This is a genomic window from Streptomyces sp. MK37H (genome assembly GCF_018035285.1).
Lineage (GTDB): Bacteria > Actinomycetota > Actinomycetes > Streptomycetales > Streptomycetaceae > Streptomyces > Streptomyces endocoffeicus.
The window spans coordinates 1-14,936 of record NZ_JAAAYH010000222.1; the positions used below are offsets into that span (position 1 = coordinate 1).

Consider the following 14,936-nt stretch of genomic DNA (forward strand, 5'->3'; position numbering starts at 1 on the left):
CTGGGGCAGAGCCCCGATCCCGGCCTGGGGCAGAGCCCCGATCCCGGCCTAGGGCAGAGCCCCGATCCCGGCCTAGGGCAGGGCCCTGGTCCGGGTCTGGGGCGGAGCCCCAGTTTCGGGAAGGGGCGGGGAGGGGAGCAGCCCGCCGCAGGCGTCACCCGACCGGCGCGGGCGGAACCGCTGCGGCGACGCCGGGCGCCGGGCGAGAACGCCCGGCCACCGCCCGGCGCAAGCAGGGCCGACGGGCCACCCCCGGCGCGAGTGGGCCACCTCGACCACCACCCGACGCGGGCCGGACCACCCGGCCATCCAGCGCGAGCGGGACCCCCGGTCAACGCCCGGCGCGAGCGGGACCCCCGGTCAACGCCCGGCGCGGACGGAGCCGCCGGGCCGGCCGGGGCAGCCTTGCCCGTGCCCGTTGGACGGTCGCTCAGTCTCTCCCTATGCCCGTCCGGGGCACACTGCCGAACTGGTCGATCGCCTCGCGGACGCCCGTCAGAGCGGGGCCCAGGGCGCTGACCGAGCCCAGGGCGCCCGCGATGAGGAGCAGCGAGCGGCGCAGCCGGTGCAGCTCCGGGGCGCCGGTGCGGGCCATGGCGTCGAGCGCGGCCAGTTCGTCGTCCGCGATCGCCCGGTCGGGTAATTCCGCCGGGTGGGCGGCCAGATCGCGCCTGAGCCGGGCCACGGCACGGCGCAGCTCGGCCACCCTCGGATCGTCCTCGGTGCCCGCCACTCGCCTGACTTCCACGACTGCGGCGCCCTCCACTGACAAGGCGCCGGGTTCACCCCAGAGCCTCGCGCCTTCGTTGGCCAACACTGCCCTTCTCCCCCTCGCGCCCTCTCGCACGAGCCTGCCCCCTCTCCCGCATGACCGCCCCAACCCTCCACCTCGCGTGGATTCGGACACAAGGGGCCGCGGATCAGTTAACGCCACTCAGTGCACGACGCGCTATACGGAGAGCGAAAATCAGACCGGCTGGGATGAAGCCCCCGCGCGGCCCTGATGTGCGGTAAGCAGGGCCCATGGATCGCACAACGGAGGACTCCGCGCAGGTCGCCGGGATCGTACTGGCGGCCGGGGGCGGCCGGCGGCTGGGCGGACGCCCCAAGGCCCTTTTGACGCATCGGGGGCGTCCGCTGGTGGAGCACGCCGCGCACGCGCTGCGGGAGGGCGGCTGCGCCCCGGTGCACATCGTGCTGGGCGCCGCGGCCGGGACCGTACGGGCGCGGGCCCGGCTGGACGGGTACGTCCTGGTGGACAACCCCGACTGGGAGCAGGGCATGGGCTCCTCGCTGCGGGCCGGGCTCGCCTCACTGGCCGGTACGGGCGCGGAAGCGGCGCTGGTCGCGCTGGTGGACCAGCCGGGGATCGGCGCCGAGGCGGTGGCGCGGGTGGTGGCCGCGTACCGCTCGCCGTCCACGCTGGCGGCCGCCGCGTACGGCGGGGAGCGGGGGCATCCGGTGCTGTTCGGCGCGGACCGGTGGGCGGATATCGCGGCGAGTGCGGTGGGCGACCGGGGGGCACGCGGCTATCTGCGGGCGCATCAGTCCGCGATCACGCTCGTCGACTGCTCGGATATCGCCCGTACTGACGACATCGACACCCCCGAGGACTTGACACTGTTGGAATGAGGGGCGCCGACGGACAAGGCGGCGGTTCAACAGAAGATTGAACTTCCACCATGAGAAAATTACTATCCACAAAGCAGAGGTATCGCGAGCGTCCAGCCGAGACTCGCCCAAGGAGTGACAGCCCATGTCCGCACCAGCGCCGTCCCCGCTGGCCATCGTCGACGCCGAACCGCTTGAGCGGCAGGGAGAGGTGCTGACCGACGCGGCCCTGGCCTTCCTGGCCGAGCTCCACCACCGCTTCACCCCGCGCCGGGACGAGCTGCTCGCGCGCCGCGCGGAGCGCCGCGCCGAGATCGCCCGCACCAGCACCCTGGACTTCCTCCCGGAGACCGCCCACATCCGGGACGATCCGGACTGGCGCGTCGCCCCGGCCCCGCCCGCGCTCGAGGACCGCCGGGTGGAGATCACCGGTCCCACCGACCGCAAGATGACCATCAACGCCCTCAACTCCGGCGCCAAGGTCTGGCTCGCGGACTTCGAGGACGCCTCCGCCCCGACGTGGGCGAACGTGATCGGCGGCCAGCTGAATCTGATCGACGCCTATGAGCGCCGGATCGACTTCACCTCCCCCGAGGGCAAGAGCTACGCCCTGCGGCCCGACGACGCGCTGGCCACCGTCGTCACCCGGCCGCGCGGCTGGCACCTCGACGAGCGCCATCTGCGGGCCGCCGACGGCCGCCCGGTCCCCGGCGCCCTCGTGGACTTCGGGCTGTACTTCTTCCACAACGCCCGCCGGCTGCTCACCCGGGGCCAGGGGCCGTACTTCTACCTGCCCAAGACCGAGTCCCACCTCGAGGCCCGCCTCTGGAACGACGTCTTCGTCTACGCGCAGGACCACCTTGGCATTCCGCAAGGGACGATCCGCGCCACCGTTCTGATCGAGACGATCACGGCGGCGTACGAGATGGACGAGATCCTCTACGAGCTCCGCGACCACGCCTCCGGGCTCAACGCGGGCCGCTGGGACTACCTCTTCTCGATCGTCAAGAACTTCCGCGACGGCGGCCCCCGTTTCGTCCTCCCCGATCGCAACGCGGTCACGATGACCGCCCCGTTCATGCGCGCCTACACCGAACTGCTCGTCCGCACCTGCCACAAGCGCGGCGCGCACGCGATCGGCGGCATGGCGGCCTTCATCCCCTCGCGGCGCGATCCCGAGGTCAACGCCGTCGCGTTCGACAAGGTGAAGGCCGACAAGGACCGTGAGGCCGGCGACGGCTTCGACGGCTCCTGGGTCGCCCACCCCGACCTGGTCCCGGTGGCCCGCGCCTCCTTCGACGCGGTCCTCGGCGACCGGCCGCACCAGAAGGACCGGCTGCGCGAGGACGTCCACGTCACCGCGGCCGAGCTGATCGACATCGCCTCGCTCGACGCCACCCCCACCCACCAGGGCCTGCGCAACGCCGTACAGGTCGGCATCCGCTATATCGAGGCGTGGCTGCGCGGCCTCGGCGCCGTCGCGATCTTCAACCTGATGGAGGACGCGGCCACCGCCGAGATCTCCCGCTCCCAGATCTGGCAGTGGGTCAACGCGGGGATCGTCTTCGAGAACGGCGAGAAGGCCACCGCCGATCGGGTCCGTAAGGTCGCCGCGGAGGAGCTGGCGGCGATCCGCGAGGAGGTCGGCGAGGACGCCTTCGCCGCGGGCAGGTGGAGCCAGGCGCACGATCTGCTGCTGAGGGTCGCGCTGGACGAGAACTACACGGAGTTCCTGACGCTGCCCGCGTACGAACTGCTGGACTGACGCGGTCCGTTCACGCGGAAGAAGGGCCCCGGACCGCCACCGATGCGGTCCGGGGCCCTAGGGCCTGTCGCCAAAGGGGGCGCCCTGCTCCCGACGCCTGGCACGGCCGCTCGCCGCGTTGTCGCGCCACCCAAGTACGCCCAGTACGAGGGCGACGCTCCGCCTTGCGATCGACCGCACCAGACTCCCCCAGCTACCGCTGGGAGGTGCCCCCCGCTCGCGGCCGGGCGCCCCCTTTGACGACAGACCCTAGCCGTCGCTACGGCGTGTACAGCTGGGCGCGCGGCACGATCTGCTGGGGCACGCTGGGGCTGGACCACAGCAGCTTCATATGGGCCTCACCGGTCTGCTCGGTGTACTCGATCCGGATGGCGTGCTTCGTTCCGGCGCGCAGCGCGACGGTCGCCTTGTCGACCTGTGGACCGTGCGGGGTGGTGGTGTCGATGACCAGGCGGCCGTCGATCCACACCCGCGCGGTGTCGTCCGAGACCGTCGAGAGCGTGTAGGTCTCGCTGTGCCGCGGCTGGAGGTAGCCGGTCCAGCGGACGCCGAAGTGGTCGGCGGGGACGTCGGCGGCCGGGGAGCCGGAGAACCGCCAGGTGTGGTTGACGGTCGGGTCGGTCCGGGTGACGGCCGGCGGCCCGGTGAAGGTCTCATTGGCGAAGACCTCCTCCCGCAGCCCCTGGCCCCGCCCCTGGGGTGCGGCCGGGGCCGGTGTCACCGTCAGCTCGATCACCGAGGCGGCGTCGTCGACCGGTCCGCCGGAGGGGGTGAGGTCGAAACCGTCGCCCGACTTCGCCACCTCGACCCGCTGTCCGCTGCCCAGCACCCGGGCGCCGACCACCGTGAACGGCGCCTTCGCGGTGAGGTGGAGCGGCTGACCGGCGGCGGGCCAGGAGGTGACGGAGGCGTACAGCCGGTTGCCCGACCGGCTGACCGCGCCCCAGGACGGCTCGTCCACCAGCCCGGTGGCCCCGGCCCCGTACACCGCGCGGCCCTGGCCCGAGGTCCGCAGCCAGGAGCCGATCGCGCGCAGCCGGTCGACGGAGGGCTGGGGCACACGGCCCAGTTTGTCGGGGCCGACGTTCAGCAGGTAGTTGCCGCCGCGGCCGGCGATGTCGAGGAGATTGCGGGTGAGCGTGGTGGGCGACTTCCAGTCCTGGTCGTACTTGGCGAAGCCCCAGTGGCCGTTGAGGGTCATGCAGCTCTCCCACAGCTGCCCGTCCACGGGCGCGTCCGGGATCTCCTGCTCGGGCGTTCCGTAGTCGCCGTCGACCACGCGCCGCTTGCCGACCCGGTTGTTGGTGATCAGGTCGGGGTCGAGGCCGTGCAGATAGGACTGGAGCCGCTCACCGTCCTGGGCGGACCAGCGGTTGGTGGGGTTGTCCGCGTCCCACTCCCCGTCGAACCAGAGCAGCGCCGGGTGGTAGCTGTCGACCAGCTCCTTGAGCTGGGCGTACATCCGCTTCTCATAGCGCGGGAAGGTGGCGGGGTCGGCGAAGTCGGGGTCGTGCCAGTCCCAGATCGAGTAGTAGAAGCCGAGTTTGATCCCGGCGGCGTCCGCGGCGGACTTCAACTCGGCCAGGATGTCGCGCCGTTGGTCGAACGAGGAGTGGTCGCGCAGATTCCAGTTGTTCTGCTTGGTCGGCCACATCGCATAGCCGTCGTGGTGCTTGGAGGTGATGACGATATAGCGCTGCCCGGCGTCCTTGGCCGCCTTGACGATGGCCTTGGCGTCGAAGGACGAGGGATTGAAGTCCTGGGCGGCGTCCTCGTACTCGCTCATCGGGATCTGGCAGTTCCGCTTAATCCACTCCGCGTCACGGCAGACGGTCCCGTCCGCCCGCCGGTATTCGCCCTCCAGCTGGGAGTACGCGCCGAAGTGGATGAACATCCCGAAGCGGTCCTGCCGCCACCAAGCGGTGCGGGCGGAGGTGAACGGATCGTCGGTCGCGTAGTCGGTCCCGGGCCCGGGCTCCCGTGCCGTCGTGGGCGTCGCGGTGGCGGCGGACGGGCCGCTGAGGATCGTCGCCAGCACCATGCCGAGCAGAAGGCTGAGCGCTCGGAGGGGGATGACGGCCCGTCGTCTGGACGTACGCATGGCGGCTCCTGTGCTCGTGGATGGTCGGACAGGAGGGCTGGCCAGCCGCGTACGGGAACCTAGAACGAAAGATGGGATGTCAACGGGGCCCGAACGGCCCGATGGGCCGCGGATGACGGCCGTAAGGCGACCATCCCGGGCGACCCATCCGATGTATCGGCTGCGGCGTCAGTCTTCTTCCGTGATACGGGCCAGGCGCCGTGCCTCGGTGCGCGCCTCCCGGGCGATCTGGTCCTCGTCCACCGTGAGCAGCCGGCCCGACTCCACCACCGGAGCGCCGTTCACCAGGGACAGGGTCACCGGGGCCGGGGCGCCGAGGACGAGGGCCGCGACCGGGTCGGCGATGGACGAGTGGCCGAGGCCGTCCAGCTTCCACAGCACCAGGTCGGCCAGTTTGCCCGGCTCCAGCGAGCCGATCTCCTCCTGACGGCCGAGCACCCGCGCACCGCCCTGGGTGCCGAGGCGCAACGCCTGACGGACGTTCAGCGCCTTCTCGCGGTGACCGCCGAGCCGGTTGATCAGCAGCGCGTTGCGCAGTTCGGTGTGGAGCTCACCGGATTCGTTGGAGGCGGTGCCGTCCACGCCGAGGCCGACCGGCACACCCGCGGCGAGCAGATCGGGAACGCGGGCGATCCCGGCGGCGAGCCGGGCGTTGGACGAGGGGCAGTGGGCCACCCCGGTGCCGGTCCGGGCGAACGCCTGGATGTCGGTGTCGTTCATATGGACGCAGTGGGCCATCCACACGTCCTCGCCCAGCCAGCCGGTGGACTCGAAGTAGTCGGTCGGCCCCATTCCGAACCGCTCATGGCAGAACTTCTCCTCCTCCACCGTCTCCGAGCCGTGGGTGTGCAGCCGTACGCCCTTGCGGCGGGCCAGCGTCGCGGACTCGCGGAGCAGTTCGGTGGAGACGGAGAAGGGCGAGCAGGGCGCGACCGCGATCCGCAGCATGGCGTCGAAAGCCGGGTCGTGGTGGGTGTCGATGGCCTCCTCGGTGGCGGCCAGCGCGTCCTCCATGGACTCCACGGCGAAGTCCGGCGGCAGTCCGCCGTCGGAGGTGCCGAGGTCCATGGAGCCGCGGGCGGCGGTGAACCGCACCCCCAGCTCGCGCGCCGCGCGGATCTCGGCGCCCAGCAGATCGCCGCTGCCGCGCGGAAAGACGTAGTGGTGGTCCATGGCGGTGGTGACCCCGCCGCGCACCATCATCGCGAGCGAGCCGCGGGCCGCCGCGTGGACCATCGGCTCGTCGATCCGCGCCCAGACGGGGTAGAGCGCGACCAGCCAGTCGAAGAGGTTGCTGTCCTGGGCCAGGCCGCGGGTGAGCCACTGGTAGAAGTGGTGATGGGTGTTGACCAGGCCCGGGGTCACCAGGTGCCCCGTGCCGTCGACCCGGCGGACGACGCCCTCCAGCCCCTCCGGCGCGCGCCCCTCGCCCACCGACTCGATGCGGTTGCCCGCGACGACGACATGGCCGGAGGCGTACTCGGTGTCGTGGGCGTCCACGGTGGCGACGGCGCAGTTCTCGATGACGATGCGGTTCACGGGGCGTGGCCCTCCCTTCGTATCGGTCGGTGGGATCGGTGGGGATCTGCCGGGCGATCTGTCAGTCGGTGGGGATCCGGGGCTCGGCGCCGTCCCGCAGCACGGTGGCCTCGATGAGCCCGTACGGCCGGTCGGCGGCGAAGTAGACCTCGTTGTCGTTGGTGAGGCCGAAGGGTTCCAGATCGACCAGGAAGTGATGCTTGTTGGGCAGCGAGAGGCGTATCTCGTCGATCTCGGGGCGGCGCTCGATCACCCGCGCGCCCATCTGATAGAGCGTCTGCTGGAGCGAGAGCGAGTAGGTCTCGGCGAACGCGCTCAGCAGATGGCCGCGCGCCTCGGCGTGGCCGTGGTCCCAGTCCGGCATCGGCCGGGTGTCCTCGCTCCAGCCGTAGCGCCAGCGGGCGTGCACATCGGTGGCGAGGATCCGGTCGCGCGCCTCAGGAAGCGTGGTGTACCGGTCCTTCACATAGCCCCAGAACTCGGAGTCCGTGGTGTTCAGGACGGTGAGGCCGGTGAGCCCGGAGACCACCTCCCAGCGCTCGCCGTCGAAGGTGATCTGGGCGGTGCGGACCTCCTGGCCGCGGCGGACGAAGGAGTGCTCGGCGCTCCCGGCCGTCCCGATCCGCTCCCAGGCGTACTCCTCGACGCGGACGCGGGCGCGGTGGATGGGCTCCTGGCTGGTGACGAAGTGGCGGGCCAGCCGGATGCCGAACTCCTCGGCCGTGTCGATGCCGTGCTCCTTGGCGAAGGCGTACACGGTGTTCTTGGTGGTGTCGGTCGGCAGGACGTTGGCGTTGCCGCCGGAGAGGTGGACCTCGTCCATCTCACCGGAGAGCGCCACCGAGACATTGAGGTCCTTGAGGTGGTGCACGGCGCCGTCGCGCACCACCCGGACGACGCGGGTTTCGGCTTTGCCGTACTGGTTCGGGCCGAGCGTGGGCATCGGTGCTAGCTCCCTCGGTAGACGGAGTAGCCGAACGGGGTGAGCAGCAGCGGTACGTGGTAGTGCTCACCCGGCTCGACGGCGAAGGCGACCGCGACCTCCGGGAAGAAGGCGTGGGTCAGATACGGCCCGGTCTCGAAGCGCAGCCGTGCGTGGGTGGTGCCCCCGGGGAGGGCGGGCAGATCCCCGCAGCGCCCGTCGGCGTCGGTGAGCGAGTCGGCGTGCGCCGTCCACTCAGCGCCCGGCCCCGAGCGGACGGACAGCTCGACGACCACGCCCACGGCGGGGCGGCCGATGCTGGTGTCCAGGATGTGGGTGGACACCGAGGTGGCGCCGCTGGCCATCACCGCTCTCCTTCCGCCGGGGCCCGCGGGGCCTCCACGGTTTCCGTCAGCGCTTCCGTCAGCCGGGTCAGCCGGATGCGGTTGATCTTTCCCAGTTCGGTGCGGACGATGTCGCGCTCGGTGCCGGCGTCGTGCTGGATCCGCTCGCGCAGCGCGGCCAGCATCTCCTCGCCGGTGTGGCCGGTGGCGCAGATCAGGAAGACATGGCCGTGGCGCTCCTGGTACGCGAGGTTCAGCTCCAGCAGCTCCGCGCGCTCCGCGTCCCGTACCCCGCTCTGCTCCCGCGCCGAGGCGGCGTCGCCCGGTGCCGGCCGTCCGATGGGCGGATGCCCGGCCATCGCCTCGGCCAGGTCGGCGGCGGTCAGCCCGGTCATGGCCGCGTCGGCGGCGTCGAGCAGCTCCCCGACCGTGGCGTACGGCCGCCCGGCCGCCACCGCCGCGCCCCAGGCCCGGCTGGCGCACACCTCGCGCAGCAGTGCGGCGGCGTCCCGGTCGTCCGCCGCGTTGAACCGGGCCAGCCCCGGCGGTGCACTGGAAGTCACTCTCGCAAGCTAGGAGGCTCCCGCACCGAACGTCAACAGTTTGTTGAAAACTCTGGGTAACGAGAGCCCACCGCCGGTCCGTGAGAGGGGCTCGTAACGGGGCACGGTCAGTCCCCGCCCTTCTCCCGGTTGAGGTAGTTGTAGACGGTGAAGCGGCTGACCCCGAGGGCCCCGGCGACCGTCTCGACCCCATGGCGCACCGAGAACGCGCCGCGCTGCTCGAGCTGGCGGACCACGGACTGCTTGGTCTTGCGGTCGAGGGCCGAGAGCGGTACGCCGTGGCGGCGCTGGAGGTCGGCGAGGATGCGGTCGAGCGAGTCCGACAGATGCGGCAGCCTTACGGCGACCACCGGACGGCCCTCCCAGGAGAGCACCACATCGTCGCCCCGGGCCCGGTCGGGGGCGATCATCTCGCCGCCCATGGCATCGACGAGCGGCTTCACCGCGGCGGCGAAGGGGTGGTCGGCCGGTACGCTCACGCCTCGGCCTCCCCGAGGACGCTGACCTGGAGCGAGATCCGGGTGGCACCGGCCTCGAGGGAGCTGCGCAGCAGCCGGTCGACGGCCTCCAGCACGGCCTCCGTCCCGCCCTCCGCGGTGTTGCCGAAGGGGCCGACGTCCACGGCGTCCAGCGGGGCGGCCTCGACGGTCTCGCGGGCGGCCACGGCGTGCGGCGGCACCTCGTCGAGGTCGAACGGTTCGGTGGTGAACTCAACCCTCAATCTCACGCCGCCAACCTACTGCGTCCCGCCCTAACACGGCGCCCCCGCTACGGGGGACAGAACGCCCAAGTCCCTCCCCGCGGCTGCCCGCTTCGGGGAGCATGGACCGATACCCCATCCGCCTTCCGCCCACGGAGCGCCCCGATGCCAGACAACGTGCCGGTGCGTTGTCCCGCGTGCCGTCGCGAGCAGTCGTTCACGCCGCCCGCTTTCCCCTGTGCGTGCGGCGCCCCGGTCACCCTCCCCGTCCTCCGCGACGGCACCCCGGAGGAGCTCGGCCACCGCACCTGGGAGAACCTCTGGGTGGCGGTGAACTGCCCGTCCTGCGGCCGCCAGGGCCACTGGCCGCGGCCGGAGCTCGGCTGCGACTGCGGCGCGGTGGTCCGCGTCCCCGTCGCCGCCGCGCCGCCCCCGGCCGGACCGGGCGCGGCGGCCGGGCCCGGCGGCCCGGCGGTGCGGCGCCCGGCCTTCCGGCCGGTCACGATCCGTACCGCGCGGGACGCGGTCACCGCCGCCGCGCAGTATCTGAAGTGGCTCGGCTTCCACAGCCTGCGGCCCTCGGAGGACCGGGCCGTCTCCGGAGTGGACCTCTACGGGACGGGTGTGGTGGCCCAGGTCGATCCGACCACCCGCCCCACCGGGCTGCGGGACATCGAGTGCCTGTGGCTGAACGGGCTCCACACGTCGGCGATGAGCGTCTTCTTCTCGCTCGCGGGCTATGCGCGGGAGGCGCGGGCGCGCGCCGACGCGCTGCATCTGCCGCTGTTCATCATGGATCTCACCGGCACCCCGCAGCCCGTCAACGACCCGGCGGACGTGCTGATCCGGATGGGCCCGCCGGACGGCTGACCCGGTCGGCCCTTGTGCTCATGACCGGGGAACGCTTCCTTTGAGGGGCCACCCTCCACCGTTCACCCGTCCCATCCGCTCGACCGGCCGGAGGCCGAACGATGGCTGTTCCGTGGTACCCGAGGTCATGGGCCGCTCTCGCCGCCGCCCTGACCCTCCTGCTGGTGACCGGATGCGGGGGCGACGATGTGCCCCCGCCCGCGGTGGAGAGCTCCTCGCCCGCGCCGGGGCCCCTCTCCGGCACGCCCGAACCGCCGACCGGCAGCGCAGGCCCCGACGGTGGGGGGAGCGTGGAGGAGGACATCCAGGCGGCGGTCTCCGTCACCACCGCCTACTGGCAGACCCACTGGTCCCAGCTGTTCACCGGCGGTTACAGCCCGCCCCGGGTCGCGGGCGCCTACGACGGCGACACCCCTGGCACTCCGGTGTGCGGCGGTGCGCCCCTCCCGGACGACAACGCCGTGTACTGCCCGGACGGCGACTACATAGCGTGGGACATGGATCTGATGCGCTGGGGGCACGCGCGGGGCGACGCCTGGGTCTATCTGGTGATCGCCCATGAGTGGGGCCACGCGGTCCAGAACCGGCTGGACGCGGGGTTGGTCGATCTCGCCCGTGAGCTCCAGGCCGACTGCCTGGCCGGGGCGGTCCTCTTCGGCGCCGCGCAGGACGGGACGCTCACCTTCGAGGACGGCGACACCGAGGAGCTGGCGGACGCCCTGACCGCGCTCGCCGACAGGACCCCGTGGACCGATGTCTCCGACCACGGCGACGCCTCCCAGCGGGTCTCCTACTTCAGCCGTGGCGCGCGATCCGGGGTGAAGTCCTGTCTGCCGAACGGCATTCAGTGACGGGAGCCCGGTGGCACATGGCCTTCCCGGCTCGGGGGTGTGGGCCCCTGCGGGGGTGTGGGCCCCTGCTGTGGTAGAGGGGCCCGCATCTCATCAGCTGGGCGCGGCCTGGGGCTCGGCCCGCTCGGCAAGCGTTTCCGATCTGGCCGGATCGGCCTCGGACCGGGTCTCGGGCAGCAGCTCCCGGGCGGCCGCCTCGCGCAGCTCGACCTTGCGGACCTTGCCGCTGACCGTCATCGGGAAGGCGTCCATGAGCCGCAGATAGCGGGGGACCTTGTAGTGGGCGAGGCGGCCCCGGCAGAAGCGGGCGAGCTCATCGCGGGTGAGGGTCCTGGCGCCCTCGCGCAGGATGACGCAGGCCAGGATCTCCTCGCCGTACTTCTCGTCCGGTACGCCGACGACCTGCACATCCGCGACCTTGGGGTGGGTGTGCAGAAACTCCTCGATCTCCCGCGGATAGACGTTCTCCCCACCGCGGACGATCATGTCCTTGATCCGGCCCACGATCTGGACATAGCCCTCGTCGTCCATCACCGCGAGGTCGCCGGTGTGCATCCAGCGCGCCGAGTCGATCGCCTCGGCGGTCCGCTCGGGCTCCTGCCAGTAGCCGAGCATCACCGAGTAGCCGCGGGTGCACAGCTCGCCGCGGGTGCCGTGGGGCACGGTCGCCCCGGTCACCGGGTCGACGATCTTGACCTCGACATGCGGCAGCACCCGGCCGACCGTCGAGGTGCGGCGCATGAGGTCGTCATCGGGCCGGGTCTGGGTGGAGACCGGTGAGGTCTCGGTCATGCCGTAGCAGATGGACACCTCCTCCATATGCATCTCGTCGACCACCCGCCGCATCACCTCCACCGGGCAGGGCGATCCGGCCATGATCCCGGTACGCAGCGAGCTGAGGTCGAAGGTGGCGAAGTCCGGCAGGGCCAGCTCGGCGATGAACATGGTGGGCACGCCGTACAGCGAGGTGCAGCGCTCCCGTTCGACGGCGGAGAGGGTGGCGACGGCGTCGAAGGTGGGGGCGGGGATGACCACGCAGGCGCCGTGGGTGGTGGCCGCGAGGTTGCCCATCACCATGCCGAAGCAGTGGTAGAAGGGCACCGGCACACAGATCCGGTCCTGGGCGGTGTAGCGGACCGTCTCCCCCACGAAGAAGCCGTTGTTGAGGATGCTGTGGTGGGAGAGGGTGGCGCCCTTGGGGAAGCCGGTGGTGCCGGAGGTGTACTGGATGTTGACCGCGTCGTCGCAGCCGATCCGGGCCTCGCGCTCGGCCAGCCGCCCGGGGGAGGCATCGGCTCCCGCGCGCACCAGCATGTCCCAGGTCCGGTCGCCGATGTAGATGACATCGCGCAGCGCGGAGCAGGCCGAGCGCACCTGCTCGACCATCCGGCGGTAGTCGCTGGTCTTGTGCTCGGTGGAGGAGACCAGGACCGAGATGCCCGCCTGCTGGAGCACATACCGCAGCTCGTGTACGCGGTACGCGGGGTTGATATTGACCATGATGGCGCCAATGCGGGCGGTCGCGTACTGCAACAGCACCCATTCGGGGCAGTTGACGGCCCAGATGCCGACCCGGTCGCCCTTGGCGACCCCCATGGCCATCAGCCCGAGCGCGACCTCCTCCACCGACCGGCCGAACTCGGCGTAGGTCCAGCGGCGGCCGGAGGGGATGTCGACGAGCGCCTCGCGCTCGCCGTACAGCTCGACGGCGCGGGCCAGATTGGCGCCGATGGTGTCGCCGAGCAGCGGGAGGTCACCGACTCCACTGGTGTAGGAGAGCCCGGCTGGGCTTGGTGGGTCGGACGTCAGGTCGGTCATGGCAGCTCCTTGGTGTCACGGTCACGGACGCCTTCACGTTCGTGAGGGTGGGTCATCATATGAGCGTCAGTCATCAGATCTCCTCATAAAACTCGATACCGCCGCCCTGTGCCGTGCGTTCACGCAGCTCGATCCGGCGAATCTTCCCGGAAACCGTCTTGGGGAGGTCGGCGAACTCCAATCGGCGGATCCGCTTGTACGGCGCGAGCACCGCCCGCGAGTGCGCGAACAGCGCCTTTGCCGTGTCCGGGCCGGGCTCCCAGCCCTCCGCGAGGACGATGTACGCCTTCGGCACGGCGAGCCGCACCGGGTCGGGGGCCGGGACGACGGCGGCCTCGGCCACCGCCTCGTGCTCCAGCAGCGCGCTCTCCAGCTCGAACGGGGAGATCTTGTAGTCGGACGCCTTGAAGACGTCGTCGGCGCGGCCGATGTAGGTGATGTAGCCGTCGGCGTCACGCGAGCCGATGTCCCCGGTGCGGTAGTAGCCGCCCGCGGTGGCCTCGGCGGTGCGCTCCTCATCGCCCTCGTAGCCGGTCATCAGGCCGACGGGGCGGCCCTCGGGGCCGGTGAGGTCGAGGCAGATCTCGCCCTCCTCACCGGGCCGGCCGGTGACCGGATCGAGAAGGGCGACCCGGAAGCCGGGGGTGGGCCGTCCCATCGAACCGGGTTTGAGCGGCTGTCCGGGGGTGTTGGCCACCTGGACGGCCGTCTCCGTCTGGCCGAAGCCGTCCCGGATGGTCACCCCCCAGGCCCGCCGCACATGCTCGATGACCTCGGGGTTCAGCGGCTCGCCCGCGGCGACGGCCTCCCGGGGCGGGGTGCGCAGCTGGGTGAGATCGGCCTGGATGAGCATCCGCCAGACGGTGGGCGGGGCGCAGAAGGTGGTGATCCCGCAGCGGTCCATCTCGGCCAGCAGCCGGGTGGCGTCGAACCGCGTGTAGTTGTGGACGAAGACGGTGGCCTCGGCGTTCCAGGGGGCGAAGAGATTGGACCAGGCGTGCTTGGCCCATCCGGGGGAGGAGATGTTGAGGTGGACATCGCCAGGCTCGACCCCGATCCAGTACATCGTCGACAAATGTCCGATGGGGTACGAGATATGGGTGTGCTCGACCAGCTTGGGGCGGGCGGTGGTGCCGGAGGTGAAGTACAGCATCAGGGGGTCGGTGGCGAGGGTCGGCCCGTCGGGGGTGAAGGGCTCATCAGCCCCGATGCCGTTTGCCGTGATGGCGGCGGTCCCGGCGTCCTCGTAGGCGAGCCAGCCCTCGGAGGCGCCGCCGACCGCGATCCGGGTGTAGTCCCCGGCCACATCCGCGAACTTGCCGGTGTCCCCGGCCCGCACGACCACATGCCGCGCCCGGCCGCGCTCGATGCGGTCGGCGAGGTCGAGCGGCCCGAGCAACGGGGTGGTGGGGATGACCACGGCGCGCAGCTTCATCGCGGCCAGCGCGGTCTCCCACAGCTCGACCTGGTTTCCGAGCATGACCACGATGCGGTCGCCGGCCCGCACGCCCCGCTCGCGCAGCCAGTTCGCGGCCCGGTTGGAGCGGCGGCGCAGCTCCTCGAAGGTCAGGCGGATCTCGCTGCCGTCCTCCTCGACGATGTGCAGGGCGGTACGGTCGCCACCGCGCCCGGCGATCCCGTCGAACCAGTCCAGGGCCCAGTTGAACCGCTCCGGGCGGGGCCAGCGGAATCCCTCGTACGCCGCCGCGTAGTCCTCCCGGTGACCGAGCAGGAAGTCCCGTGCCGCGCGGAAGTCCTGGGCCGGATGCATTGCTGTCACTTGTCCTCCTGAAGGGCGTACCGCTCGCTAGCATCGTGCGACGGGTGATCTGAGTCTCACTACCCCCGGACG

At 71.5% G+C, this 14,936-nt stretch carries 14 protein-coding genes; 4 read left to right on the top strand and 10 right to left on the bottom strand.

From position 1 onward, the window contains the following. Window positions 1-430: 430 nt before the first annotated feature. Window positions 431-748 carry a DUF5955 family protein gene (locus GWI24_RS27050; RefSeq protein WP_308344059.1) on the bottom strand — a complete coding sequence of 106 codons (318 nt, stop codon included), beginning with the start codon at window positions 746-748 and terminating at the stop codon, window positions 431-433. A gap of 275 nt (window positions 749-1,023) precedes the next feature. Between GWI24_RS27050 and GWI24_RS27055 the strand changes: the two genes are divergently transcribed. Together GWI24_RS27055 and aceB are read left to right on the top strand one after the other, a co-directional pair. Beyond that, window positions 1,024-1,632, top strand: coding sequence for an NTP transferase domain-containing protein (locus GWI24_RS27055; RefSeq protein ID WP_210948515.1), 609 nt, complete (start codon window positions 1,024-1,026; stop codon window positions 1,630-1,632). A 124-nt stretch (window positions 1,633-1,756) separates the two neighbouring features. Then, on the top strand, window positions 1,757-3,376 hold the full coding sequence (gene aceB, locus GWI24_RS27060) for a malate synthase A (RefSeq protein ID WP_210948516.1): 1,620 nt from the start codon (window positions 1,757-1,759) through the stop codon (window positions 3,374-3,376). A gap of 259 nt (window positions 3,377-3,635) precedes the next feature. Here the strand turns inward: aceB and GWI24_RS27065 are convergent, their stop codons facing one another. The 7 genes from GWI24_RS27065 to GWI24_RS27095 form a co-directional block, all read right to left on the bottom strand. Beyond that, window positions 3,636-5,477 (bottom strand): alpha-L-fucosidase, encoded by a 1,842-nt coding sequence (locus GWI24_RS27065; protein WP_210948517.1) that lies wholly within the window; start codon window positions 5,475-5,477, stop codon window positions 3,636-3,638. A gap of 168 nt (window positions 5,478-5,645) precedes the next feature. Next, complete coding sequence (locus tag GWI24_RS27070) at window positions 5,646-7,016, bottom strand: 8-oxoguanine deaminase (RefSeq protein WP_210948518.1); 1,371 nt, start codon at window positions 7,014-7,016, stop codon at window positions 5,646-5,648. Between the two features lie 61 nt (window positions 7,017-7,077). Then, window positions 7,078-7,959, bottom strand: a complete 882-nt coding sequence (pucL, locus tag GWI24_RS27075; RefSeq protein ID WP_210948519.1) for a factor-independent urate hydroxylase — start codon at window positions 7,957-7,959, stop codon at window positions 7,078-7,080. 5 nt (window positions 7,960-7,964) lie between these two features. Beyond that, the gene (gene uraH, locus GWI24_RS27080) at window positions 7,965-8,303 is read right to left on the bottom strand and encodes a hydroxyisourate hydrolase (protein WP_210948520.1); all 339 of its coding nucleotides are present in this window, start codon (window positions 8,301-8,303) and stop codon (window positions 7,965-7,967) included. Continuing rightward, entirely contained in the window at window positions 8,303-8,845 is a 543-nt protein-coding gene (gene uraD, locus GWI24_RS27085; protein WP_210948521.1) for a 2-oxo-4-hydroxy-4-carboxy-5-ureidoimidazoline decarboxylase, read from the bottom strand. Before uraD ends, uraH begins: the two co-directional genes overlap by 1 nt. A gap of 107 nt (window positions 8,846-8,952) precedes the next feature. Continuing rightward, window positions 8,953-9,324 carry a helix-turn-helix domain-containing protein gene (locus GWI24_RS27090; protein ID WP_037949321.1) on the bottom strand — a complete coding sequence of 124 codons (372 nt, stop codon included), beginning with the start codon at window positions 9,322-9,324 and terminating at the stop codon, window positions 8,953-8,955. After that, window positions 9,321-9,572, bottom strand: coding sequence for a hypothetical protein (locus GWI24_RS27095; RefSeq protein WP_210948522.1), 252 nt, complete (start codon window positions 9,570-9,572; stop codon window positions 9,321-9,323). The genes GWI24_RS27090 and GWI24_RS27095 overlap by 4 nt, the downstream gene beginning before the upstream one ends. A 138-nt stretch (window positions 9,573-9,710) precedes the next feature. Between GWI24_RS27095 and GWI24_RS27100 the strand changes: the two genes are divergently transcribed. Further along, window positions 9,711-10,415 carry a hypothetical protein gene (locus tag GWI24_RS27100; protein ID WP_210948523.1) on the top strand — a complete coding sequence of 235 codons (705 nt, stop codon included), beginning with the start codon at window positions 9,711-9,713 and terminating at the stop codon, window positions 10,413-10,415. Window positions 10,416-10,516: 101 nt separating this feature from the next. Then, window positions 10,517-11,266: a neutral zinc metallopeptidase gene (locus GWI24_RS27105; RefSeq protein ID WP_210948524.1), complete on the top strand. Its 750-nt coding sequence runs from the start codon at window positions 10,517-10,519 to the stop codon at window positions 11,264-11,266. Between the two features lie 93 nt (window positions 11,267-11,359). On the opposite strand, the gene GWI24_RS27110 is transcribed toward GWI24_RS27105, so the two are convergent. Both GWI24_RS27110 and GWI24_RS27115 read right to left on the bottom strand, forming a co-directional pair. Continuing rightward, on the bottom strand, window positions 11,360-13,084 hold the full coding sequence (locus GWI24_RS27110) for an AMP-binding protein (RefSeq protein WP_210948525.1): 1,725 nt from the start codon (window positions 13,082-13,084) through the stop codon (window positions 11,360-11,362). A gap of 73 nt (window positions 13,085-13,157) precedes the next feature. Next, window positions 13,158-14,855 carry an AMP-binding protein gene (locus GWI24_RS27115; RefSeq protein WP_210948527.1) on the bottom strand — a complete coding sequence of 566 codons (1,698 nt, stop codon included), beginning with the start codon at window positions 14,853-14,855 and terminating at the stop codon, window positions 13,158-13,160. Window positions 14,856-14,936: the final 81 nt, after the last annotated feature.

What these genes read in the sequence shown, in the direction of transcription:
- aceB (WP_210948516.1), top strand. Translation starts at nt 1,757, where the DNA reads ATGTCCGCACCAGCGCCGTCCCCGCTGGCCATCGTCGACGCCGAACCG.
- GWI24_RS27115 (WP_210948527.1), bottom strand. Translation starts at nt 14,855, where the DNA reads ATGCATCCGGCCCAGGACTTCCGCGCGGCACGGGACTTCCTGCTCGGT.
- GWI24_RS27065 (WP_210948517.1), bottom strand. Translation starts at nt 5,477, where the DNA reads ATGCGTACGTCCAGACGACGGGCCGTCATCCCCCTCCGAGCGCTCAGC.
- GWI24_RS27100 (WP_210948523.1), top strand. Translation starts at nt 9,711, where the DNA reads ATGCCAGACAACGTGCCGGTGCGTTGTCCCGCGTGCCGTCGCGAGCAG.
- GWI24_RS27110 (WP_210948525.1), bottom strand. Translation starts at nt 13,084, where the DNA reads ATGACCGACCTGACGTCCGACCCACCAAGCCCAGCCGGGCTCTCCTAC.
- GWI24_RS27105 (WP_210948524.1), top strand. Translation starts at nt 10,517, where the DNA reads ATGGCTGTTCCGTGGTACCCGAGGTCATGGGCCGCTCTCGCCGCCGCC.
- uraH (WP_210948520.1), bottom strand. Translation starts at nt 8,303, where the DNA reads ATGGCCAGCGGCGCCACCTCGGTGTCCACCCACATCCTGGACACCAGC.
- GWI24_RS27055 (WP_210948515.1), top strand. Translation starts at nt 1,024, where the DNA reads ATGGATCGCACAACGGAGGACTCCGCGCAGGTCGCCGGGATCGTACTG.
- pucL (WP_210948519.1), bottom strand. Translation starts at nt 7,959, where the DNA reads ATGCCCACGCTCGGCCCGAACCAGTACGGCAAAGCCGAAACCCGCGTC.